23 protein-coding genes, 1 CRISPR repeat array and 2 other annotated features are annotated in these 24,999 nt (G+C 30.2%); of the genes, 20 read left to right on the top strand and 3 right to left on the bottom strand.

Annotated features, from left to right (window positions below):
• Positions 1 to 62 precede the first annotated feature (62 nt).
• From CJ192_RS06580 to CJ192_RS06540, 9 genes are all read left to right on the top strand, one after another.
• Positions 63 to 2,582: a CRISPR-associated helicase/endonuclease Cas3 gene (locus CJ192_RS06580; RefSeq protein WP_102198223.1), complete on the top strand. Its 2,520-nt coding sequence runs from the start codon at positions 63 to 65 to the stop codon at positions 2,580 to 2,582.
• Positions 2,583 to 2,743: 161 nt separating this feature from the next.
• Entirely contained in the window at positions 2,744 to 3,460 is a 717-nt protein-coding gene (cas5c, locus tag CJ192_RS06575; protein WP_102198222.1) for a type I-C CRISPR-associated protein Cas5c, read from the top strand.
• On the top strand, positions 3,457 to 5,349 hold the full coding sequence (cas8c, locus tag CJ192_RS06570) for a type I-C CRISPR-associated protein Cas8c/Csd1 (RefSeq protein ID WP_102198221.1): 1,893 nt from the start codon (positions 3,457 to 3,459) through the stop codon (positions 5,347 to 5,349). Before cas5c ends, cas8c begins: the two co-directional genes overlap by 4 nt.
• Positions 5,339 to 6,202, top strand: a complete 864-nt coding sequence (gene cas7c / locus CJ192_RS06565; RefSeq protein ID WP_102198220.1) for a type I-C CRISPR-associated protein Cas7/Csd2 — start codon at positions 5,339 to 5,341, stop codon at positions 6,200 to 6,202. The genes cas8c and cas7c overlap by 11 nt, the downstream gene beginning before the upstream one ends.
• Positions 6,203 to 6,856, top strand: coding sequence for a CRISPR-associated protein Cas4 (gene cas4, locus CJ192_RS06560; RefSeq protein ID WP_102198219.1), 654 nt, complete (start codon positions 6,203 to 6,205; stop codon positions 6,854 to 6,856).
• Positions 6,853 to 7,881 carry a type I-C CRISPR-associated endonuclease Cas1c gene (gene cas1c / locus CJ192_RS06555; protein ID WP_102198218.1) on the top strand — a complete coding sequence of 343 codons (1,029 nt, stop codon included), beginning with the start codon at positions 6,853 to 6,855 and terminating at the stop codon, positions 7,879 to 7,881. The genes cas4 and cas1c overlap by 4 nt, the downstream gene beginning before the upstream one ends.
• Positions 7,882 to 7,884: 3 nt before the next feature.
• A complete protein-coding gene (gene cas2, locus CJ192_RS06550) occupies positions 7,885 to 8,178 on the top strand; it encodes a CRISPR-associated endonuclease Cas2 (RefSeq protein WP_040398781.1) in 294 nt (97 codons plus the stop codon).
• A gap of 121 nt (positions 8,179 to 8,299) precedes the next feature.
• Positions 8,300 to 9,285: direct repeats of the CRISPR family, unit length 32 nt; unit sequence GTCACTCCCTTCGCGGGAGTGTGGATTGAAAT.
• Positions 9,286 to 9,438: 153 nt separating this feature from the next.
• A complete protein-coding gene (locus CJ192_RS06545) occupies positions 9,439 to 9,951 on the top strand; it encodes a nitroreductase family protein (RefSeq protein ID WP_102198217.1) in 513 nt (170 codons plus the stop codon).
• A gap of 146 nt (positions 9,952 to 10,097) precedes the next feature.
• A complete protein-coding gene (locus tag CJ192_RS06540; protein WP_102198216.1) occupies positions 10,098 to 10,877 on the top strand; it encodes a Cof-type HAD-IIB family hydrolase in 780 nt (259 codons plus the stop codon).
• Between the two features lie 48 nt (positions 10,878 to 10,925).
• On the opposite strand, the gene CJ192_RS06535 is transcribed toward CJ192_RS06540, so the two are convergent.
• Positions 10,926 to 11,972, bottom strand: coding sequence for an endonuclease/exonuclease/phosphatase family protein (locus CJ192_RS06535; protein ID WP_102198215.1), 1,047 nt, complete (start codon positions 11,970 to 11,972; stop codon positions 10,926 to 10,928).
• A gap of 87 nt (positions 11,973 to 12,059) precedes the next feature.
• Between CJ192_RS06535 and CJ192_RS06530 the strand changes: the two genes are divergently transcribed.
• The 7 genes from CJ192_RS06530 to CJ192_RS06500 all read left to right on the top strand — a co-directional run bounded on the left by CJ192_RS06530 (position 12,060) and on the right by CJ192_RS06500 (position 19,141).
• Positions 12,060 to 12,572 carry an AI-2E family transporter gene (locus CJ192_RS06530; RefSeq protein ID WP_102198214.1) on the top strand — a complete coding sequence of 171 codons (513 nt, stop codon included), beginning with the start codon at positions 12,060 to 12,062 and terminating at the stop codon, positions 12,570 to 12,572.
• A 194-nt stretch (positions 12,573 to 12,766) separates the two neighbouring features.
• Positions 12,767 to 13,002, top strand: a binding site (T-box leader).
• Positions 13,003 to 13,093: 91 nt separating this feature from the next.
• Entirely contained in the window at positions 13,094 to 14,755 is a 1,662-nt protein-coding gene (gene ilvB / locus CJ192_RS06525; protein WP_102198213.1) for a biosynthetic-type acetolactate synthase large subunit, read from the top strand.
• A 3-nt stretch (positions 14,756 to 14,758) separates the two neighbouring features.
• Entirely contained in the window at positions 14,759 to 15,238 is a 480-nt protein-coding gene (ilvN, locus tag CJ192_RS06520) for an acetolactate synthase small subunit (RefSeq protein WP_102198212.1), read from the top strand.
• A 17-nt stretch (positions 15,239 to 15,255) separates the two neighbouring features.
• Positions 15,256 to 16,251 carry a ketol-acid reductoisomerase gene (ilvC, locus tag CJ192_RS06515; protein WP_102198211.1) on the top strand — a complete coding sequence of 332 codons (996 nt, stop codon included), beginning with the start codon at positions 15,256 to 15,258 and terminating at the stop codon, positions 16,249 to 16,251.
• Positions 16,252 to 16,259: 8 nt separating this feature from the next.
• Positions 16,260 to 17,924, top strand: a complete 1,665-nt coding sequence (ilvD, locus tag CJ192_RS06510) for a dihydroxy-acid dehydratase (protein WP_102198210.1) — start codon at positions 16,260 to 16,262, stop codon at positions 17,922 to 17,924.
• A complete protein-coding gene (locus CJ192_RS06505) occupies positions 17,921 to 18,757 on the top strand; it encodes a threonine/serine dehydratase family protein (protein WP_102198209.1) in 837 nt (278 codons plus the stop codon). Before ilvD ends, CJ192_RS06505 begins: the two co-directional genes overlap by 4 nt.
• A gap of 33 nt (positions 18,758 to 18,790) precedes the next feature.
• Positions 18,791 to 19,141, top strand: coding sequence for a hypothetical protein (locus CJ192_RS06500; protein WP_102198208.1), 351 nt, complete (start codon positions 18,791 to 18,793; stop codon positions 19,139 to 19,141).
• 36 nt (positions 19,142 to 19,177) lie between these two features.
• Here CJ192_RS06500 and CJ192_RS06495 read toward each other — a convergent pair whose 3' ends face one another.
• Positions 19,178 to 20,137: a branched-chain amino acid aminotransferase gene (locus CJ192_RS06495; RefSeq protein WP_244897296.1), complete on the bottom strand. Its 960-nt coding sequence runs from the start codon at positions 20,135 to 20,137 to the stop codon at positions 19,178 to 19,180.
• The gene (locus tag CJ192_RS09485) at positions 20,079 to 20,240 is read right to left on the bottom strand and encodes a hypothetical protein (protein ID WP_244897295.1); all 162 of its coding nucleotides are present in this window, start codon (positions 20,238 to 20,240) and stop codon (positions 20,079 to 20,081) included. Before CJ192_RS09485 ends, CJ192_RS06495 begins: the two co-directional genes overlap by 59 nt.
• A gap of 75 nt (positions 20,241 to 20,315) precedes the next feature.
• Positions 20,316 to 20,549 (bottom strand) — a binding site (T-box leader).
• 155 nt (positions 20,550 to 20,704) lie between these two features.
• Between CJ192_RS09485 and CJ192_RS06490 the strand changes: the two genes are divergently transcribed.
• The 4 genes from CJ192_RS06490 (at position 20,705) to feoB (ending at position 24,986) form a co-directional block, all read left to right on the top strand.
• Positions 20,705 to 21,571, top strand: coding sequence for a DegV family protein (locus tag CJ192_RS06490; RefSeq protein WP_102198207.1), 867 nt, complete (start codon positions 20,705 to 20,707; stop codon positions 21,569 to 21,571).
• 818 nt (positions 21,572 to 22,389) lie between these two features.
• A complete protein-coding gene (locus CJ192_RS06485) occupies positions 22,390 to 22,611 on the top strand; it encodes a FeoA family protein (protein WP_004814786.1) in 222 nt (73 codons plus the stop codon).
• Positions 22,611 to 22,835, top strand: a complete 225-nt coding sequence (locus tag CJ192_RS06480; RefSeq protein WP_102198206.1) for a FeoA family protein — start codon at positions 22,611 to 22,613, stop codon at positions 22,833 to 22,835. Before CJ192_RS06485 ends, CJ192_RS06480 begins: the two co-directional genes overlap by 1 nt.
• Positions 22,836 to 24,986, top strand: coding sequence for a ferrous iron transport protein B (gene feoB, locus CJ192_RS06475; RefSeq protein ID WP_102198205.1), 2,151 nt, complete (start codon positions 22,836 to 22,838; stop codon positions 24,984 to 24,986).
• Positions 24,987 to 24,999: the final 13 nt, after the last annotated feature.

The raw sequence follows: 24,999 nt of genomic DNA, 5'->3' as shown, positions 1-24,999 counted from the left end.
ATTATATTAGAGGCTATTTAATTGGGTAAATTATATATAAAATATTAATTAAAGGATAATAAATGTTTGAAAATACATACGCTCACATAGATCAAAATAATAGTAATAGGAAACAGGAACTTTTTGACCATTTGATTAACACAGCTTTTGATTCTAAGAATATGGGCAAAGAAATAGGAATAGAAAATATATCTTTTATAGTTGGATTATTTCATGATATGGGAAAAATAAGGAAGGAATTTCAAGAAAAGATAAAAAATAATTCAAATAAGCATGTGGACCATTCAAGCTTAGGTGGAATTTTTATACATATGTTAGTAAAAAAACTAAAAAAAGAGATAGGATTTTCTAGTCTATTAAAAGATGAGGATATGAATTATCAATTTAATGATTTTTGTAATATTATTATTTATTCAATTTTATCTCACCACGGCCAATATAATATGGTTAGAAAAAATAAAGAAAATAATTACGTATTCACATCCATTGATAGAATGGTAAACTTAGAAGAAAGTTATGGTTTATACCAAGATTTATATGAAAAGGTAAATAAATATTTATTAGAAGAAAAAATAGATATTTGTGAAATATTTAAAAAAGCTTTTTTTGAATATGATTGCATAATTAAAAAATTAAACGAATTTTCAGCTAACATTAAAGACCAAGAAAATTCATATAGGGCAATCCAATTTTATAATTCTATGCTTACTAGACTAATTTTGTCTATTTTAAAATCTGCTGACGTGAAAGATACTATCAATTCTTACGAAAAAATAATAGAAGATGAGAAATATGATGAGAATAAAAAAGTGATACATTCTTTTGTTGAGAATATAGACAAAAAATATAAATCTTTTTCTAAGAAAAAATCACCTATAAATTTAGCTAGAAATGATATATCAAATCAAATTTTAAAAAGATCTATTGAAGACGGTAGCGGCATATATAAGATGGATTTGCCAACGGGGTCTGGAAAAACACTCTTGTCCTTGAGGTATGGAGTAAATCAATTAAAATTTAAGGATAAAAAAAGATTTTTTTATATAACTTCTTATCTTTCAGTTCTTGAGCAAAATGCTAAGGTCATGAAAGATATTTTAGGAAATGATGCTTATATTTTGGAGCATCATTCTAATGTAATTAATGATGAAAATGAAGGCGATTCTTCAGAAAACAATGATGAAAATGGTGATAGTTTTTATCAAATGAAAAGACAATATTTACTAGATGATTGGACAAAACCAATTGTTTTGACGACTATGGTTCAATTTTACAATACCCTTTTTAAAGGTAAGTCTTCAAATATAAGAAGGTTTAAATCGATGATAAACTCTGTAATTATACTAGATGAATTACAGTCGCTTCCAGTAGATGTCTTATATCCAACAAATTTAACCCTTAATTTTATGAAGGTAGTGATGAAAGCGAATATAATTTTATCGACAGCAACCCAACCTACTTTTGATTACAATAACCTGGTTTACAAATTGAACTATGGAGATTTTGAAGAGAAAAATGTAGATTTAGTAAACTTGAGTAAGGATCAAGAAGAGGTATTTAAGAGAACTAAAGTTAAAATTTATAATAATGGAAAGGAATCTGATTTTGAAGATTTAAACAAACTAATTATAGAAAACTCTAACAAATCAGTTTTAACTATACTAAACACAAAAAAAGCTGTAAAAAACACTTATGAATCATTAAAAAATGTTGTAGACGAAGATAAATTATATTATTTGACAACAAATTTGCATTCAGTAGACAGGCTTAGAATTATAGAAGAAATAAGGGACAAATTAAAAAACGATGAAAATATAGTAGTAATAAGTACCCAGCTAATAGAGGCAGGAGTTGATGTAGATTTTGAGACAGTCATAAGATCTTTTACAGGCATTGACTCGATAATTCAATCAATGGGTAGGTGCAACAGAGAAGGTAAAAGAAAAATTGGGATAGTATATCTAATAAATTTATCAAGACAAATTGAAAATTTAGATCATATCATTAGCTTAAAAGAAAGAAAATCTGCTGGAAAATACGCATTAGATCGACTGGCAAATAATCAAGAATTAAATGATATAGTAGAATTATATTTTAATAAACTTTATGAAAATTTACCTTACCATAGGTTGAGTTTTAAAATAAAAAATAGTAATTTAATTGAATTGTTTTCGACAAATATAGAAATGATAAATAATATAAATAAAATTGAAGAAAAATATCTAAAGTATCTTAATAATATAAATGTTGATATGTATCAGAGTTTTAAAGAAGTCTATGATAATTTTAATTTGATAGATGAAAATCAAAACATAGCAATTGTAGAATGTGAAGATACAAAAGAATATATAAGTAGATTAAGGAATTTAGAAAGTGAATTTTATCAAAGTTATAATATAAATATTTTAAAGGATATAAAAATAATAGTTAGAAAATTAAATCCATATAGTGTTAATATTAATAACTCAAATCTAAAATCATGTGAAAAAATAATGGATGGAAGAGTTTATATTTTAGAAGAAGAATTTTACAATAAAAAAACAGGCGTAGAATTTGAAAATTCAGATTTGTTTTTAATTTAAAAGGAGCACATATTTTGCTCCTTACACAAATAAAAAAATATTTCAATCCACAGAGTTTACTCTGATATATAAATTATACCAGAACATAATAAATAAAAAACTTGAATTAGAATTTAAAATATATTACACTAATAATAAAATGAAATATGAAAGGAGGAGGAATGGAAAAATCAAAATATTTTTATGCCAAAGTTTATGGACCCAGAGCCTTGTGGACGAGTCCAGAATCAAAAGGAGGAGGAGAGAAACTTACCTATCAAGTTCCTACTAGAGAAGCTTTAAGAGGAATAATAGATGCAAATTATTTTAAACCAACAATAAAAAATGAAATTGATGAGATTAGGATTATGAAAAAAATCGAAACTTACTCAGTTGGAACAAGGCTATTAATAAACGGAAATTCTTCAGATCTAAGTAATTATACCTATTTAACAGATGTTTGTTATTATGTAAAATTTCATTTTGAATGGAATTATAATAGAGAAGATTTAAAAAATGATAGAAATATGAGAAAGCATGAAGAAATAACTGAAAGATCCTTAAAAAGAGGTGGGAGAAGGCCTATCTTCTTGGGAGTAAGTGAATGTATGGGGTATATAGAAAAATTAGATAAAAACGAATATGAAAACGATATCGGATACTATGATGAAACTAACTTATCTTTCGGTCTTATGTTTAATGGTTTTATATATCCCAATAAAAATGAAGAAAAACTAAAATCTACATTTACTCATATAGAGATGAAAAAGGGGAGAATTAGTTTTATAAAAGCGGAAGAATGTAAAATTATTAATGAGTTGAATGGGTACAACTTTAAAATCTCAAACAAAATAAAAAGTGTAGATGAGGAATTAAGTGAATATGGGAGAAAAATATGAGCCTACTTCAAGCACTTTATAATTCATATGAATATGCAAAAAATAATAATATGATCGATAAGTATGATTCTAATGACATAATTCTTCCTTTATACCACGATAATAAAAAATCTAATGGTAAAAACATAGTTTCTTTGAAAATTAATAAAGATTCTAACCTTGTTGATGCATATTTTTTGAACAAGGATGATAATATAATATTTTCAGTAACTGAGGATTCTGTTGCTAGGTCAAGTGGAGCTAGTCCACATCCTTTAGTAGATAATGGATCATATTTATTTGATATAGGTTCAAAGAAAAATGTTGCATATATGAATCAGTTGAAAGATTGGCTAGATTATAGTGGTGATGATTTTTTAAACATAGTTTATAAATTCTTATCTAATTCAAAATCATTTTTAGAAATTATAGATAAGTTATATGTAGATTATGAAATTAAAGGAAATTTAACAATAAGTATAGATAATCCAAATAGTAAAAATAACAAAAAAAAGGATATAGATTTTTCTAAAATTTTTTTCACTTTTACTATAGAAGATTATGATGGACTTAAAGACATGTCTTTAAATGAAAATCATAAATTACACGAAATATATTTACAATACATTAATCATTTAAATAAAAAAGATTCTCAAAGAGAAAAAATAATTTGTAATATAAGTGGAAAAGAAGATTATTTGTGTACAAAGCATAGACCTTTAATGGCTACAGCTAGGTTAATATCACAAATCACGGCAAATAATGAAAATTTTTACGGTAGATTTAAAAGTCCAGATGAAACTATTAAAATAGGTGCAAATACTAGTCAAGAAATTCATCTTATGGCAAAATATCTTTTATCATCAGAAAATACTAGCGTGTGGCTAGGAGATAATACATATTTAGTAAATTGGTTTTCAGATGATATAAAAAATGAGACTTGTATAAATTTGAATTCGAGAATTTATAAGATTAGAAATAATATTTCAAACACAATAGGTGGAGAGAAAAATAAAGAAGTTGGAGAATCATTTTTAAAAGGAAAGATTTTATTTTCGGATGATTCAAAGTATTATGTTGGAATTTTCGATAAAATTAGCAATGGAAGAACAGCAGCAAAATATTTTAAAGAGTTAGATGTTTCAATTTTAAAAGAAAATCTTCAAAAATGGCAAAATAAATATTTTTGGTATGGATTTAATAAAAAAATAAATGATGAAATAATATATACTCCAAGTCCTTATACTATTACACTTGTGTCATACGGAGTTGAAAGAAGTGGAAAGATATCGATTGATAATAAAAAAATTTTGAGAAGTCAAATGCAAAATATCATATCTTGTATCATTGAAGGTAAAGATATAGGTGATAATATTGTAAAATCTTTAGAAAAAAATATAAAATCAAGAATTAAGTATAAAGATACTTGGAATACAGTAAAAAATACTTCTTTGTCAATTTTAAGATATAAATGGGGGATTAAAGATAATATGTTAGATAAAGAAAATTTGGATAGGTCTTACCTTTATGGTAGATTGTTAGCTTTATACGAAAGAGTTGAAAAATTATGTTTTGAAACTAAAGATAAAGATAATCAGGTTACTAGAATAACAAATGCAGAAAAATATTGGACAAGCTTTATAAATAATCCAGTTACAATTAATTTAAGATTAAGAGATGCTATAAAGCCATATGAAAGAAAATTAGCTGCAAATGAAAATAAAAAAAGAATATACTTTAAAATAAAAAATGAGATTAATGAAGTAACCAACCTTATTGCTGATAATTATGATTATAGAAAAGAAGAAAATAGAAAAGCATTAAGTTCAGGGTTTATATTCGGATATGAGGGACAAATTCAAGAAATTTTTACAAAAAAAGAAAATAAGGAGCAAATAAATGATAAATAACAAAATAGATTTCATATTTACAATAAAAGTGAAAGGTGCAAATCCTAATGGGGATCCATTAGCAGGAAATATGCCTAGAATCGATACAAATGGTTTTGGAGAAATAAGCGACGTATGTATAAAAAGAAAAATCAGAAATAGAATGCAAGATATGGGTCATGAAATATTTGTGAAATCTGATTATAGAAGTGATGATGGTTTCAATTCATTAGAATCTAGGTTTTTATCTAAATTTGATAAAAAAGATAAAAAATCTACAAATAGAGAAATAGAAGAAAAAGCATGTCAATATTGGCTTGATGTAAGATCATTTGGACAAGTTATAACCTATATGGAAAATAGAGCTATAGGAATCAGGGGTCCAGTATCAATTTCAATCGCAAAGTCTATAGATACAGTTGACATAACAACTATGCAAATAACTAAAAGTGTAAATGGAAAAGAAGAAAAAAGTGGAAAAAGAAGCTCAGATACTATAGGATCAAAAAGTTATGTAGACTATGGAATATATGTAGTCAATGGAAGTGTAAATGCATATTTTGCTGAGAAAACTGGATTTGATGAAAAAGACTTAGAAGTTTTGAAAGAAGCTATAAGAACCTTATTTATAAATGATATTTCATCAGCAAGACCAGATGGATCAATGGAAGTTAAAGATATTTACTGGATAAAACATAATTCTAAAATAGGAAATGTATCAAGTGGTAAATTAAAAGATTTATTGATTTATGATATAAGTGATGAAATAAAATTGAAAAGAAGTTATAAGGAATATCATATTAGACTAGATGAAGATAAGCTTAAAGAGTATGAAAAATTAGGAATAGAAGTAGAACATTTTTCAGGATTATAAATGTATGATATAGATGATTATTTAATGTTAAGTGGTATACAACACTTCTTATTTTGTAAAAGACAATGGGCTTTGATTCATATTGAAAATTTATGGGAAGAAAATATATACACAAGTGAAGGGGAAATTCTTCATTCAAAGGCTGACAAACCATTCATAAAAGAAAAAAGAAAAAATAAAATAATATCAAGAGCTATGCCAATAAGTTCAAAAACTTTAGGTTTAAGTGGTATTTTAGATGTTATAGAATTTGAAAAATCAGAAGATGGTATAAGTATAAAAGGGAAAAATGGCAAGTGGAAGGCAACTATAATTGAGTATAAAAGAGGAAAAAAGAAAAAATACTCCTATGACGATTGTCAACTTATGGCAGAGGCTATTTGTTTAGAAGAAGAATTTGGCGTAAATCTAGAATATGGATACATTTATTATGGAAAAACTGATACTAGAGAAAAAATAATTTTTGATAATAAATTAAGAGAGTTAACTATAGATACTGCGAAACTTATGCACCAATATTATGATAAAAAAATCATACCAAAAGCCGAATTTTATAGAAAATGCAAATTATGCTCACTGTATGAAGTATGTAATCCAAGACTTACAAAAAAACCTAAAAGCATTCACAATTATTTATATGGAGAAGATTTATGAAAAAACTATTAAATACTTTGTATATAACAAACCCAGATGCTTATTTAAAAAGAGAGGGAGAGAATATACTTATATTTATAGATGGAAGATGTGTAAAAAGATATCCTATTCATATACTAAGTCAAATTATTTGTTTTAATTATATGGGTGTTAGTCCTTCTCTAATGAAGCTTTGCATGAAATCAAATGTAAGTATTAGTTTTTATGATCCACATGGAAATTTTTGTGGAAGAGTTATTGGAAAAAGTTATGGAAATATCTATACTAGAAAAAAACAATACAAAATCAGTGAAAGTGATAAATCTTTGGATTTTTCAAAAAATATAATTTACGCAAAGGCATATAATTCTAGAAAATTATTAATAAGAGGAAAACTAGATCATAAAGATAAAATAAACTTAGAGAAAATGGAAAAAGCAATATATAGAATAAAAAACTTAATGCTAGAAATTCCAAAATCAAAATCTAAAGATGAACTTAGAGGAATAGAGGGAAAAATAGCATCAGAATATTTTTCTGTATTCGATGAACTTATTGTAAAACAAAGAGAAGATTTTTATTTTAACGGAAGAAACAAAAGACCTCCACTTGACAGGGTTAATGCCTTATTGTCGTTTATGTATAGCATTTTAGCAAATAATATAGCTCAAGCATTAGAAGGGGTGGGGATAGATTCGTATGCAGGATTTTTTCATACCGATAGACCGGGAAGAGTTAGTATGGCATTAGACATTATTGAGGAAATGAGAGCTCCAATAGTAGATAAATTTGTCCTCAGTCTTATAAATTTAAATAGACTAGATAAAAACAAATTTGAAGTAAAAGAAAATAATGCCACCCTATTAAATGATAAAGGTAGAAATATAGTTTTAAATTACTGGAACGATAAGTGCCACGAAGAAATATATCATCCCTTTATTGAAGAAAAAATACCAATAGGACTTTTACCACATATCCAAGCACAGCTTTTAAATAGTTATTTAAGAGAAGATATAGAATCCTACCCACCATATCTAAGGAAGTGATAAATGCAAGTATTAATCACCTATGATGTAAAGACATCAAGTAAAACAGGAAATAAAAGATTGAGGCAAGTAGCAAAAATATGCACGAATTATGGACAAAGAGTACAAAATTCGGTTTTTGAATTGAATATATATCCTTCGGATTTAGTTAAAATAAAATCTCAATTAAAAAAAGTTATAGATTTAGAAGAGGATAGCATAAGAATATATAATTTAGGGAAAAATTGGGAGAGAAGGGTAGAATCATTAGGTAAAGATGAAACATACAACCCTGAAAAAGATTTATTAATTATTTGAGATACCTGTTTGAACATACAATAAGTTTACCTATCTCATATATTTGATAAAAATTAGATAAAAATTCGTAAAAATATAAGTATAATTTTTAAAAAAGTCTTGCAAAGACTCAAAATTTGCAGTCACTCCCTTCGCGGGAGTGTGGATTGAAATTTGTTGTAAATATAAAAGCAAATTGTTTTAATTCGTGTCACTCCCTTCGCGGGAGTGTGGATTGAAATTGTCTTAGTCTGTCGTAACAAAACTAATTGATCAATAGTCACTCCCTTCGCGGGAGTGTGGATTGAAATAACCCGATTGTGAATCAGGCCAAGACGCCGCTGTTTGTCACTCCCTTCGCGGGAGTGTGGATTGAAATAAATTCTTCTTCTGTAACTTCTTGTCCTTCATATTTGTGTCACTCCCTTCGCGGGAGTGTGGATTGAAATTATCTTTCTTCAAAAAAACTTTATATCCACCTTCGTGTCACTCCCTTCGCGGGAGTGTGGATTGAAATTATCTTTCTTCAAAAAAACTTTATATCCACCTTCGTGTCACTCCCTTCGCGGGAGTGTGGATTGAAATTCCAGTTTGCCAATGAGTGGCCCACTTCCCAACCTGTCACTCCCTTCGCGGGAGTGTGGATTGAAATCATCATCTCCAACATATTTTGACCACTCGTATTTAGTCACTCCCTTCGCGGGAGTGTGGATTGAAATAAAGGATTGTTTATGCCGGTAATAAATCGCTGGCTGGTCACTCCCTTCGCGGGAGTGTGGATTGAAATTGGGCTAAAAGTATTTGTATTTATCTTAGATTTGTATATGTCACTCCCTTCGCGGGAGTGTGGATTGAAATTTAATCTATCAAAGGTATTGTCATCTTCCGTTTCTTGTCACTCCCTTCGCGGGAGTGTGGATTGAAATTTCATAATTTTTTCCGACTTGATAAGGCTTATATGTCACTCCCTTCGCGGGAGTGTGGATTGAAATGTTTGTTAATAGCCGCCCGCTTCGCCCCCGGCGCCTGTCACTCCCTTCGCGGGAGTGTGGATTGAAATGGTATTTAGAGGAGAAATAAGCCCATCAAAAATTATGCCACTCTCTTTGCGGGAGTGTAGATTGAAATCGAAATCTTTGTCTTTAGGTGAAATTTTTGATTAGCTTACTCATTTCATTAGATTAGTTGTTTAAGTTGTTTTAGTATTAGAAAATATAAAAATATAAGATTAGTTTGAATCTTAAATTTTTGATATTAATGTAATTATAAGAAAGGGGTATTATGGAATTTATTGAACTTGTTAAGAATCGTTTTTCTTGTAAAAATTTTTCTGATAAAAAGGTGGAAGATGAGAAGCTTGATCTTATTCTTCAGGCTGGGAGGTTGGCTCCTACTGCTAAGAATAATCAAATTCAAAGAATTTATGTTTGTAAATCTGATGAGGCACTTTTAAAGGTCGATGATTTAACTCCATGTAGGTACAAGGCTCCTCTTGTTCTTCTTGTTGCCTATGATGAGAGTGAGGCTTTTGTTTATCCTGGTAGAAAATATAATTCTGGGGCTGAGGATGCTTCTATTGTTGCAAGTCATATGATTTTGGCTGCAGCAAGTCTTGGGGTGGATTCTTGTTGGGTTAATTTTTTTGATCCTGATAAGGCAAGTGAGAAATTTTCTTTGCCTGAAAATGAAAAAGTCCTTGCTATGATTGATTTGGGATATGCAAATGATGGAGTAGGGCCTTTGGAAAAACATTTTAAGAGAAAAGATCTTGATGAAACTGTTAAGTTTATTTAATTTTTTATTTGAAGATGTAGGATTTGTAACCTATGTCTTTTTTTATATGTTATTATATAGGTGTTTAGACCATATTTTGATTTTTGAAATTTTAATATAATAAATATTTTGGGTGTATTTTTATTTTAAAAAAGTTAGGAGAAATAATGAAAAAAATAAAGATGGTATTTTTTGATATTGATGGGACTATGATTTCTTTGGATAAGGAGGGGATTTCTGAAAAAACTGCCCTTTCTTTGAGAAAACTTAAGGAAAATGGGATAAAAATTTGTGTGGCTACGGGCAGGTCTCCTATCCAACTTCCTGATTTTTCTGGAATTTCTTTTGATGCCTATTTGAGTTTTAACGGGTCTTTGATTTTTAATGATAAGGAAGATATTTTTAAAAATCCTCTTTCTAAAGATGATATTTTCACCTTGATGGAAAATGCCAAGGCTATGGATAAGCCTATGGCGATTGCTACTAGGGATCTTTATGCCTGCAATGGGACAAATTTTGATTTAGAGGAGTATTTTTCTTTTGGTGGAAGTCAGCCTGAAGTTTATGATGATTTTGAAGATATTATTGAAAATGATGATGTTTTTCAAGCAGTTTTGCCTATTATGGCAAATGAATATGAGAGGGCAATGAAAAATATTTCTTCTACAAAAATTACAGCTTGGTGGGATAGGGCTGTTGATTTGATTCCAAAAAATGGTGGAAAGGGCAAGGGCGTTGAGGAGATTTTATCTTATTATAATATTAAAAAGGATGAGTGCCTTGCTTTTGGTGATGGTAATAATGATTTGGAGATGTTTGAGGCTGTTGGATATGGAATTTGCATGGAAAATGGGTCAAGGGATTTGAAAAAAGTTTCCTATGATGTTTGCAAAAGCGTTGATGATGATGGGATATATTATTATTTGAAAGATAAGGGGATAATTTAGAATTTTAAAAAACCTTGATAGAGATTATCAAGGCTTTTATATTATCTTTTATTTCAAAACAAATTCCATCACAACTGGGTTGTGGTCGGAGTATTGGAAATTTTCTTTTGTTTGGGTTTTTATGGTTTTTATTTTGATATTATCTGTTGCCAAAAATCCATCTATAGTTGAAAGGTAGGCGTCTTTTCCTGTGTAGGGTTTGTCATTTACTACAGATGTTTTTCCATTTTTGTCATAGTATAGTTTTATATTTTTTGTTAACATTTCTTTTGGGAAGGGACTTGGGTTCCAAATTCCTTCTGGGAGTTTTTTGAATTTTCCTGAAAGTTCTTGGTTAAAGTCTCCTCCAACTAAAACATAATTTCCTTTTTTATATTCTTTGTTTATAAAATCTATTATTTCTTTTGTTTGGGCAACTCTTCCCTTATTTCCTGATTCGTAGGCATCAAGGTGGACATTTACTATTATAAGTTTCTTGTCCGAGTTTTTGATGTCAATGTAGGATGGATTAAAGGCTCTTTTTAAGTTTACAAGTCTTGTTGGAAATTTGTGGGGGATTTCTTGTTGGTATCTTTTCGATTTTTTTATTTCAAAATCACTTTGAGTCATTATGCCCGATTGGACCTTCCCCATTGGTGGAATTGGGTAGGGGATAAAATCTGTTTTGAAGTTTAGGGCAAAAGTTGATGAGCCCAAGAGATTTTCCCTAAATTTTTCCACTTGATTTATGTGAAAAGACCTTTTAGAATCATAGTCTACTTCTTGAAATAATTTTATGTCAGCATTTATATTTTTGCTGGTAGAAATTATATGGTCGATTGATTTTTCTACGTGATTTTTATTTATGGGAAAAACCATTTGACCCCCATCCATAAAAAAGTCCGTATCCTTATCAAGGCCTCCATAGCCTATATTCCAAGTCATAACCCTATAATTTTTGCCGATTTCAGGAATCTTTTCTCCCTTACCATATACTTTCACATCTTCAATTTTTTCTGGCCTATATTCTCTAATCCAAAGATAGGATAAAAGAATCAAAAATCCTAATAAGAAAATTCCTACTAGGCTTAGGGAAATTTTCAAAATTTTTTTCATACACACCTCTTTTTTGAATAAATTGTTCAAATTTTTATTATTAGTATAATATAAATACCCAATTTGGAGTATTTGAAAGGATATAATATGAAAAAAGAATTTTTGAAAAAATATTTAAAGGAGGCTGGTCTTGGCCTAAAAGACTTATTAAGGGCTCTTGTAATTTCATCTATAATAAATTTTGTGGTTTTGGCTATTGGACTTGGGATTTTAAAAATAAAATATTTTATATTAATCGCTCTTTTGATAGCCCTTGTGGACCTACTTCCAGTTTTGGGAGCAGGCATGGTTATGATCCCCTGGGCTATTATAGAAATTTTTATGGGAAATATGAAACTTGGATTTTCTCTTGGGATTTTATTTGCCCTAACCTTTATAATAAAACAAGTTATAGAACCAATAATTTTAGGAAGGTCAATCGGTCTTAATCCATTTTTAACAATTTTAATAAGCGTATCTTTTATGATTTTCCTATCTCCGGGCCTTGGAGCTCTTGTGGGACCAATAGTTTCAATGATGATCGGAACTTTTTTGGAAGTTAGGAAGGCTTTTGAATTTGAAAAAAATCAGGATGAAAAAATAGAAGATAAAAAATCTTAATCTATAAATCCTCATGAAAATTTAGAATTAAATTTTTTCTATCTTTTTTTCATGAGGATTTTAATTTTACCTATTATTTTGTATTTTATAATTCTAATTTTCAATAATTATAGAAAATATTCGTAAAAATTTCAAAAAAGATTTGACAAAATTTTAAAAAGAGTCTATCATATTATTAACATTTTAAAACATTATTAAATTATTAGAAAAAAAGAGTAAAGTCATGGAGAATCACAGAGAGTAGGTGGTTGGTGGAAACCTATATTTAAAATGAGCTTGAAAATCCTTTTTCTTATGTTAATCTGAACTTAAAGTAAGATTTGCCGCCGTGGTTGGCGTTATCATGACCCTGCATTGTTAGATGTTTGAGAGCTTATTTTTATACAAAAAAATAAGAAAAAAGGTGGTACCGCGATAATTCGTCCTTTGTCATTAGACAAGGGACTTTTTTTATTGAGTTTTTTAAAAGGGATAAGTTAGTTTTACAAATGTGTTAGAAATTTTAGAAAGGAATAGCTTTTATGAAAATACGAGGGGCAGAAATAATAGTAAAAACCTTGATTGATGAAGGTGTTGATACAATTTTTGGCTATCCTGGTGGCTCTGTTATCCAAGTTTTTGATGCTCTTTATGATTATAAAGATAAGTTAAAACTTGTAAGGACCAGCCACGAGCAAGGGGCAGCCCACGCAGCTGATGGCTATGCAAGATCAACTGGAAAAGTTGGCCTAGTTTTGGCAACATCAGGGCCTGGAGCTACAAATATTGTAACAGGAATTGCAACAGCCTTTATGGATCCAATTCCCCTGGTTTGTATAACTGGAAATGCTGGAAGAAAACTTTTGGGCAAGGATTCTTTCCAAGAAATTGACATAATGGGAATAACAATGCCAATTACCAAACATAATTTTATAGTAAGGGATGTAAATTTTCTCCAAGATACTATAAGAAGGGCCTTTATGATTGCAAATTCTGGAAGAAAGGGGCCGGTTTTGATTGATATCCCAAGTGATATAATGGCAGAGCTTTGTAACTATGAAAAAAAGGAAAGTTTGAAAGAAGAAAAAAAAGACCAAGTCAATGAAGATGAGATTTTAGAAATTGCAAAATGTATAAATTCTTCAAAAAAACCAATCATTTATTCAGGTGGGGGAGTTACTGCATCAGAAAGTTTTAAGGAGTTAAGAAAATTAATCAAGCTTTCAAATATTCCTGCCTGTAACACAATTATGGGAATTGGAGTTTTGGGATATGAGGATGAATTAAATCTTGGCATGCTTGGAATGCATGGGAAATATTCCACCAACAACGCCATTGCTGAATGTGATTTATTGATAGCTTGTGGAGTTAGGTTTTCTGATAGGGTTGCCTTAAATACCAAAAAATTTGCAAAAAATGCAAAAATAATCCATATAGACATAGATAAGTCTGAAATTGATAAAAATATTTACGTAGACTATAAACTTGTTGGAGATGTTAAGGAAGTTTTGAATGCTCTTTTACCAAAAATTGAAAAAAAAGAAAGGCGTGACTGGCTTGATCATATAAATGAGCTTAGAAAAGAAGATTATAGGCCAGAAGATAGCGAGGATAAGATAAAACCCCACCAAGTTATAAAATATATTTCCAAAACTTTGGGAGAGGATATGATTTTTGTAACAGATGTTGGCCAGCACCAAATGTGGACAGCCCAATATTGTGGAAGAACAAAACCTAGGTCTTTTTTGACAAGTGGTGGACTTGGAACAATGGGATTTGGTTATGGGGCAGCCATGGGAGCTAAAGTTGGAAACCCTGACAGAAATGTTGTTTTGATAACGGGAGATGGGTCTTTTAATATGAATTTCAATGAAATTATTACAGCAGTAAATAACAATATAAAAGTTATCACCGTTGTTATGAACAACAAAACCTTGGGCATGGTAAGACAATGGCAACATCTTTTATATAATGATAGGTTTTCGGGAACTAATATGGAGGAAAATATTGATTACATAAATCTTTCAAAATCCTTAGGAGCTTGTGGTTTTTCTTGCAAGACTTTAAGTGAATTTAAAGAAGCCTTCAAAGAAGCTGTATCTTTAAAAAAATCATCAATAATTGAAGTTCAAATAGACACAAATGAATTAGTTTTACCAATGATACCAGCTGGAGGAAGTGTGGAAGATGTGATAATGGAGTGATATATGAAAAGGATAAGTACATTAAATATTTTGGTTGAAAATAATGCAGGAATTCTTACAAGAATTTCCCAGGTTTTTTCAAGAAGAGGCTATAATATCGAAAGCATAAATGCTGCAGTAAATGGGAATGAAAATCAAACCAGAATAATTGCCACAATTTCTGAAGAAGAAAGTTTGGTAAGGCAGGTTATAAATCAAATTGAAAAACTTGAAGATGTTATAAATTTGGAAATTATGGATCAAGAATCTTTCATATCAAGAGAGATGTTAATTGTAAGACTTAAAATTCATAGCAAGGATTATTTGGAAATAAATGCCCTAACCAATCTTTACAAGGCAAATATTATTGATTATTCATCAGAAGATTTGTTTATAGAATTAACTGGTGATAGGAAAAAATTGGATGATTTTTTAAAAATATTAGAAAAATATGAAATAAAAGACGTAACAAGAACGGGAATAACAGGAATAAAAAGAAAGTAAAGAATAAGGAGAAAAAAATGGTTAATAAATATTACGATAAGGATTGTGACTTAAAATTATTAGAAGGAAAAACTGTAGCTATAATGGGATTTGGTTCTCAAGGCCATGCCCACGCTTTAAATTTAAAAGAAAGTGGAGTAAAGGTTGTAGTAGGACTTAGAAAAGATTCAAAATCTTGGAAAGTGGCAGAAGATTATGGACTTGATGTCTATGAAGTAAAAGAGGCTGCCAAACTTGCTGACCTTGTTATGATGCTAGTTCCAGATGAAGTTTCAGCAGATATCTACAATAAGGAAGTTGCCCCTTACTTAAAAGATGGAGACACTTTGATGTATGCTCATGGCTTTAATGTTCATTATAATTTGGTAAATCCACCTGAGGGAGTAGATGTTTCTATGGTTGCACCAAAAGGTCCAGGCCATACAGTAAGAAGTCAATACCAAAAAGGAAATGGAGTTCCATCCCTTGTTGCAGTTTATCAAGATAAAAGTGGAAAGGCAAAGGATGTGGCCTTGGCTTATGCATCAGCCCTTGGAGCTGGCAGGGCAGGAATCCTTGAAACAACTTTTAAAGAAGAAACTGAAACAGATTTATTTGGGGAACAAGCTGTACTTTGTGGGGGAATCACAGAATTAATGATAGCAGGTTTTGAAACTTTGGTAGAAGCAGGCTATGAACCAGAAATGGCATATTTTGAATGTATCCACGAAATGAAATTAATAGTTGATATGATAGTTGAAGGTGGATTTTCAAATATGAGAAATTCTATATCAAATACGGCAGAATATGGTGATTACCATGCTGGCAAAAAAATCATAGGAGATCAAACAAGAAAAGCCATGAAAGATGTTTTGGAAGATATAAGGTCAGGAGAGTTTGCAAGCGACTTTATGAGAGAGTTTTCTTCTGGAAGAAAAATAAAATTCTTGACAACAAGAAAAAGAAAAGCAAATCACCAATTAGAAGAAGTTGGAAAAGATCTACGTTCAATGATGTCTTGGTTAAATAAATAGGTGGATATATGAGATTAGAAAGCGATAAAGTTTTAAGAGGAGTAGAAAGGGCACCGAACAGGTCTCTCTTCTATGCTCTTGGCTATACAAAAAAACAACTAGAAAGACCCCTTGTTGGAATTATTTCAGCTTATAGCGAAATTGTTCCGGGACATATGTACCTTGATAAGGTTTCAGAATCTGTAAAAATTGGAATCTTGATGAATGGGGGAACGCCAATTACAATTCCATCAATTGGTGTTTGTGATGGAATTGCCATGGGACACCTTGGAATGAAATATTCCCTACCAAGTAGGGAATTAATTGCAGATAGTGTGGAGACTATGGCTATTGCCCATGGACTTGATGCTTTGGTTTTGGTTCCAAATTGCGATAAAATTGTTCCAGGAATGATTATGGGAGCCTTAAGATTAAATCTTCCTACAATTTTGGTTTCTGGAGGGCCAATGCTTGCTGGAAAAAATAAGGGAAAAGAACTTTCCCTATCATCAGCCTTTGAAGCAGTTGGTGCAAACAAGGCAAATATGATTTCTGATGATGATCTTTATGAAATTGAAAAATCAGTTTGTCCAACTTGCGGATCTTGTGCAGGAATGTATACAGCAAATTCTATGAATTGCCTATCAGAGGCAATAGGTCTTTCCTTAAAAGGAAATGGAACAACTCCTGCAGTTTATTCTGAAAGATATAGGCTTGCCAAAGAAACTGGCTTTCAAATAATGGAGCTTTTGAAAAAAGATATTAGGATTAAAGATATAATCACAGAAAAATCTATAAAAAATGCCCTAGCTTGTGATATGGCCCTAGGTTGTTCAACAAATACAGTTCTCCATCTTTTGGCTATAGCAAGTGAGGCAGAGCTTGATGTAGATTTAAATTTGTTTAACCAGATAAGTGAAAAAGTTCCAAATCTTTGCCACCTTGCCCCAGCAGGAGATCATCACATGGAAGACTTGTATTTGAGCGGGGGAATTTCTGCTGTGCAAAAAGAGCTAAGCAAAAAAGATTTGCTAGAGCTTGAAGTTTTAACTGTGAGTGGAAAAAATTTGGGAGAAAATATCAAAAATGCCCAAGTGAAAAATAAAAATGTAATAAGAGATATAGAAAATTCATATTCAAAAGTTGGTGGCCTTGTAATTTTATTTGGAAATATTGCCCCAAAAGGTGCAGTTGTAAAAAGATCTGCCGTTGATGATTCTATGTTAGTTCATAAGGGACCTGCCAGGGTTTTTAATTCAGAAGATACAGCCATAAAGGCTATTTACTCTGGAGAAATAAAAAAAGGCGATGTGGTTGTAATAAGATACGAGGGACCAAAGGGAGGTCCTGGTATGCGTGAGATGTTAAATCCTACATCTGCTCTTTGTGGGATGGGACTTGATAAAAGCGTTGCCCTTATAACTGACGGAAGATTTTCTGGTGCATCTAGAGGGGCATCTATAGGTCATGTTTCCCCAGAAGCTTCCTTAAAAGGACCTATAGGAATTATAGAAGAAGGTGACATGATAAAAATCGACATCCCAGCTTATTCAATAAATTTAGAAATTTCTGATGAGGAATTTGAAAAAAGAATGGAAAAATTCACCCCTCTTGAAACTAATAAAGTCAAAGGTTGGCTTTCAAGATATAGGAGACTTGTTACAAGTTCTGACAAGGGGGCAGTTTTAAAATGACAGAAAATAAATTGACAGAAAATAAATTGACAGTTGATGGGGTTTATAGTGCTGCCTTTAATTTAAAACCCATTATTCGAAAAACTGACCTTATTCAGGCTGAAAATTTAGGCGATAATATTTATCTGAAAACTGAAAATTTACAAAAAACAGGATCTTTTAAAATTAGGGGAGCCTATAATAAATTATCTAAATTTAAAAAGGAAGAAAAAGAAAGGGGCCTTGTAACTGCAGCTTATGCAAATAACGCCTTGGGCCTTGCCCTTTCTTGCAAAAAATTGGATATAAAAATTATGATTTTTATGCCAGAGCAAAGCCCTCTTTTTAAGGTTGAAAATATAAAATCCTACGGGGCAGAAGTTATTTTAGTTGGCAATTCTTATGAAGAAAGTCTAGACTATGCTAGGTCATTTTGTAAAGAAAATAATAAGATATTTTTTGACTCATCAGAAGATGTTGACTATCTTTTGGGCTATGCAAGCCTAGGTCTTGAAATTTTAGACCAATTGGTAGATTTAGATATTCTTGTCCTTCCTGTTGGATCAGGAAGTCTTATAGGGGCACTTTCATTTTTGATAAAATCCTTAAAGCCTGATACAAAAATTATAGGAGTTGAGGCAGAAAATGCTCCTTGTATGAGAAAATCTCTAGAGGCTAGAAAAATCCAAAAACTTGATAAGGTATCAAGCTTTTCTGATGCAATCTGCATAAAAAAACCAAATGAACTTGCCTTTGACCTTTGCAAAAAATACCTAGATGAAATTGTAACGGTCAGCGAAGACGAAATTGCATCTGCTATCCTAGTTCTTCTAGAAAAGCAAAAATTAATGTGAGAAGGGGCAGGAGCAGCAAGCTTTGCAGCTATTATGCATGAAAAAATTGATATAAAAAACAAAAAAGTCCTAGCCATCCTTTCTGGAGGAAATCTTGATGTGAATATCCTATCAAGAATTATAAAAAGAGGCTTGGAAAAGTCAGGAAGAAATACTAACCTAAAAATAGAACTTACTGATAAGTCAGGAGAACTTCTTGCAGTTTCAAAAATAATAGCAGATTCTGGAGCCAATGTAATAGGGGTTGAATACAATACCTTAGAAAAACCCAACGAATTTTTCTCCTGCGTTTTAAATATAAAATGTGAAACAAGAAATAAAAGTCATGAAGAGAAAATAAAAAACACCTTAAAAAATAAAGGTTTTATACTCCAAAAAAATTAAAAAAAGCTGTTGCAAGAATTTTTGCAACAGCTTTTTTTATTTAACTTCTAGTCTCCACTTGTACTTATCATCCGATTTTCCCCATTGGATATCAGTTAGGGTATCATATAATTTTTGAGTCAAAGCTCCAGTTTTAAAATCATTTATAATAACTTCCTCACCCTTGTAATATAATTCTCCAATTGGAGAAATTACAGCAGCAGTTCCCGTACCAAAGGCTTCTTTCAACCTGCCTTCTTTTCCTGCCTTTATCAATTCATCAATAGAAAGATGTTTTTCAACAACTTCAAAGCCAAAATCTTTTAAAATTGTCAAAATAGAATCCCTAGTAACACCAGGAAGGACGGTTCCTTCGAGAGGGGCAGTTACGATTTTATCATCAATTAAAAACATAACATTCATAGATCCGACTTCTTCAACATATTTTCTATGAACTCCATCAAGCCACAAAACTTGAGTATAACCCAAATCTTCTGCACGTTCTTGGCCCTTAAGACTTGCAGCATAATTTCCACCACATTTTACAAAACCAGTTCCACCAAGAATTGCCCTAACATATTCATCCTCAACATAAATTTTTATAGGATTAACTCCTTCAGGATAATAAGCCCCAACTGGAGAAAGAATGATTATAAATTTATAAGATTTTGCAACATGGACGCCAAGAGATGATTCATCTGCAAACATAAAAGGTCTTATGTATAAACTTTCCCCTTCTCCTGTTGGAATCCAATCTTTTTCAACTTTAACTAATTCCTTAACACAATCAACAAAAAGATCTTCGCTTATCTCTGGCATGCACATTCTCTTATTAGAATTTATAAATCTTTTTGCATTCATATCTGGCCTAAAAAGATAAACTTTTCCATCAGCTGCCTTATAAGCCTTGAGTCCTTCAAAAGTTTCTTGGGCATAATGAAGAACCATAGTAGCAGGATTAACAGTGATATTTCCATAAGGGAGAATTTTTTTTATTATGCCATCCTTTTTCTTCACTATAATCCATTACAAACATATAGTCGGTAAAATAATTTCCAAAACCCAAATTATCCCTAGGCTTTTCATCTAAAACTTCTTTTTTAATAAATTCATATTCCATAATCTTCCCTTCTTTCCTAAAAAATTCTTTTCTATAAATATAAGCAATAAAAAACTCCCGTCTCTATTGCCTAAGCAAAGAGACGAGAGATAAAATTTTAAATTATTCCCGCGGTACCACTCTTCTTCATCAGTTGATGCACTCAATTATAATGAATAACTCGATAACGGGAGTAGCCGATAAGACTTACAATAACTTGGGTCCTATAGCTTAGTGGTGATTTTTCATACTAGAATCCTTAACATTTTTCACCAGCCAATGTCTCTCTAAAAATTCATCTAGCTTACTTTTCCACATCATAGCTTTATAATTTTATAATACTATAGATTTATGAAAAATCAATCATTTATTTTTAAAATTATGCAAAAAAATAAGTAAAATATTCTTAATAAAATTGTTTTAAAAATTTGAAACAGTATAGTTTAGAAAAATTGAGAATTTGAAAAGAAAAAAATGGAGAAGTAATGGAAAAAGTAAAAATAATAGCAGATTCAGGGTGCAATATAGACCTTGAAATGGCAAAAGAATACGATATATCAATTCTTCCTTTTAAAATAAATTTCAAAGACAAGTCCTATACAGACCTTTACGAATTAAGCAGGGAAGATTTCTTAAAAAAATACAAAGAAAGCAAGGAAAGAGTAACAACATCAACGCCAGGACCGGGAGAATTTTTAAAATTAATAGAAAATGAATACCAAAAAGGCTATAGGAATTTTCTGGTTTTTTCCATAAGTAAAAAATTTTCAGGAATGAACCAAATGATGGAGCTTATGAAAGATGAATTCCTAGAAAAAAGAAAAGATGCGAAAGTTAAAGTAATAGACACCTATACAGCAACAATTGCAGCAATTTATCCAGTAATAAAAGCCTCAGAATATGCAAAAAATGGCCTAGGACTTGATGAAATCTACAAAAAAAGCCTAGATAACCTAAAATATGCAAATGTAACAGGAGTTGTAAAAAATCTAGATGCCTTGCAAAGAGGGGGAAGACTTCCAAAAACCCTAGTTAAACTTGCAAATTTAATTTCATTCTCACCTGTCTTGTGCATAGAAGATGGGGAAATAAAATTAAGAAAAAAAGTGACAGGGAAAAAGAAATCCTACAAAGAATTAATAAAATACATACAAAAATTATGTAAAAAATACGACTCCTACCAAATTATAATAGGAGGGGCAGATAGTGATGATGAAATAGAAATATTAAAAGAAGGACTAGAAAAAGAAATTAAAAAAGCCCTAGACTTTAAAATAATAGACGTAACCCCAGTAATAGGAGTTCACTTGGGAGATGGGGTAGTATTTTGCTCAGTATTTCCAATAAAATAAAAATTAAGTCTATATAAGTTAAAAGAAGCTTAGCTAAAAAATATAAGTAGCTAGTATAGAAAAGCCAATTTTAATTTATTTATAAAAAATTTTAGTAGCTATCTTAACTGTATGATTGTACTTTGATATAGCCCAATCATCCATAAAATTTATTATAAATTACAAGAAAGTTTTAAAAGCAAGTTTTAAAGATATTTAAAGCTAGACATGAAAATTTATAAGTATTCTCAACTAATTAATTAGGATAGGGCAGGATAAGAAGCAAAAAAGATTTTTTCTATCCGTATAAAAAAATTAGCCTGTAATAGTATTATATAAGTGAAAATTTATCATAAGTTTCTCTCCAATTTTATTTTTTAAATAAGGAAAAATTTATAAAGTAATTTTTTAATTGAAAGATTATGACAAAAAATTGTAATAAACATAAAAAATAATAAAGGCCTTATTTTTTTTAATATTATTAATAAGGTTTATTTTTAAAGGGTAAAGCTATATAAATTTTTCCAAACAAAGAAAAAACCAGAAATTTTTTATAAATATTGTAAAATAAAAAAATAAAAACCAATATAATGATATTCACTATCATAAATTGGTTGTATAATTGTTAATGAAGATAGTGATAATTTTTATCATTGTTTTTTACATAAACTATTATTAACTCAAATATAATAATTGCCCAGTTTAGCTTAAGCTGGTTTTCTTTTTTTTGAGAGATTGCTGATATTGAATATTATTATAAAAAAATCACATTTATAAGCCATTATATCAAATTTGTTATAGTAATAGTCGAACTAATTAATTATAGAAAGAAGGAACAGATGCCAATTACCTTATTAAATAATGGACAAGAAGCAGAAGTTATAAAAATCAAAGGAGATGATGAGATAAAAACTCACTTATCAAATCTAGGTTTTGTAAAGGGAAAGACAATTAAATTATTTTTCTTTGATGGAGTAAATTATATTATTATGGTTGATAATAGTAAATATGCACTAAACAAAGATCTAGCTAAGAGAATATATGTTAAGGAGATAAATTAATGAAATCTTTAAGAGATGTAGCAGTAGGAGAAAGTGCTGTTATTAAAAAAATCAAAGGAGATGGAGCTACCATAAGAAGAATTATGGATATGGGGATTACAAAAAAAACTGAGGTTTATGTAAGAAAAATTGCCCCATTAGGAGATCCTATCCAAGTTAATTTACGTGGTTATGAATTGACTCTTAGAAAAGAAGATGCAAAAAACATAATAGTGGAGGAATAGATGACTTATACGGTTGCTTTAGCTGGTAACCCTAACTCAGGAAAAACCACTCTTTTTAATGAACTTACAGGTTCAAGCCAAAGAGTAGGAAACTGGCCAGGAGTTACAGTTGATAAAAAAGAAGGAAAATTAAAAGGACACAAGGATATTATTATCCAAGATTTACCAGGAATTTATTCACTTTCCCCTTATACAATGGAAGAAGTTGTTTCAAGAGGATATTTGGTTGACCAAAGACCTGACCTTATTGTAAATCTTGTTGATGGATCAAATCTTATAAGAAACTTATATCTTACAAGCCAATTAATTGAACTTGGAATTCCAACAATTATTGCCTTGAATATGATGGATATAGTAAAATCAAACGGCGATGTTATTGATAAAGATAATCTTTCTAAGATTTTGGGTTGTCCTGTTGTAGAAATTGTTGCTAGCAAAAAACAAGGTACAAAGGACTTAATAAATGAGATTGTAAAATCAGAAAATAAATTATCTTTACCAAATCCTTTAAAATATTCTGGAGAATTAGAAGAAGCTTTGGAAAAAATTTCTAGTGAAATTTCTGGATCTGTTGATTCTAAACTTGAAAGATATTTGTCAATCAAGGCCTTTGAAAATGATGAAGATATGTTTGAAAATATTTCTTTATCAGCTGATAAGAAAGAAAATATTAATAAGATAAGAGAAGATTTTGAAAAAATAGAAGATGATGTAGCTGAAGGTATTGTAACTACTGAAAGATATGAAGCTCTTGGAGAAGTTGGAGAAAAAGTTCTTAAAAAAGCTCCACCAAAGCTTTCAACAACTGATAAAATCGATAAGATAGTTACAAATAGGATTTTGGGACTTCCAATTTTTGCCCTTGTAATGTTTGTTATTTATTATATAGCAATTTCAACTATAGGAACTGGGGCGACTGATGCCGTAAATGGATTTTTTGAAGATACAATGACACCTGCCGTTGCAGATTTTCTAACAAATATTGGAATCAGTGACGTTTTAGTTAGTCTTGCAACAGACGGAATCATATCAGGAGTTGGTGCAGTATTAGGATTCTTACCACAAATGTTAGTATTATTTGCCCAACTTTCAATTCTTGAAGATATTGGATATATGGCAAGAGTTGCCTTTGTAATGGATAGGGTATTTAGAAGATTTGGACTTTCTGGAAAATCATTTATACCAGTAATGATAGGTACAGGATGTTCAGTTCCTGGAATCCAATCATCAAGAACAATCGAAAATGAAAGAGATAGAAGAATTACAATTATAACTACATCTTTTATGCCATGTTCTGCAAAACTTCCTGTAATTGCCTTGATAGCAGGAGCATTTTTCAAAGAAAACCAAGCTTTGGTGACATTTTCATTTTATATAGTTGGAATAGTTTCTGTAATAATTTCTGGAATTATTTTAAAGAAATTTAAAGAATTTGCATCAGATCCAGCACCATTTGTTATGGAACTTCCACCATATCACGCACCAAGAGTTACTTCAGTTTTAAGAGATATGTTTAATAAAGGAATGGCCTTTGTAAAAAGAGCAGGAACAATAATTTTAGTATCATCTATAATTATTTGGTTCTTATCAAACTTCGACTTCTCATTTAAATTGGTAGAAGCTGAATCAGAAAACTCAATACTTGCAGTTTTAGGTGGATATTTAGCAGTTTTATTTAAACCATTAGGATTTGGACAATGGCAATCAGCAGTAGCAACAATTACAGGATTCGTTGCAAAAGAAAACGTAGTTTCAACAATGGGTGTTGTTCTTGGAATAGGAGCAGATCTTGATGAAACAAATAGACAATTAATTACAGCTTTCAACCAAGCTATAGGAACACCAGTTGCTGGATATTCATTCTTACTTTTCAATATGCTTTGTATGCCATGTTTCGCAGCAGTTGGAGCTATAAAAACAGAAATGAACAACAATAGATGGACTTTAATTGCAATAGGATATCAAATGACATTTGCCTATGCTATTGCCTTTGTTTTCTATCATTTAGCAAACTTCTTTGTTTATAAAGAATTTTCAATTATGACAATACTTTCTTTAATTGTTTTAGCAGGAATCTTATACTTAATATTTAGACCTGTTAAATATAAAGAAGAAAAGAGAACTTATAAATTAAATTTAGCTAGAAAATAGTAAAAAATAGAAA

It is taken from the genome of Anaerococcus hydrogenalis (assembly GCF_002871895.1).
Taxonomy (GTDB): domain Bacteria; phylum Bacillota; class Clostridia; order Tissierellales; family Peptoniphilaceae; genus Anaerococcus; species Anaerococcus hydrogenalis.
The sequence above is the reverse complement of the archived record's forward strand: the minus strand, read 5'-3'. Positions and strand labels throughout refer to the sequence as shown.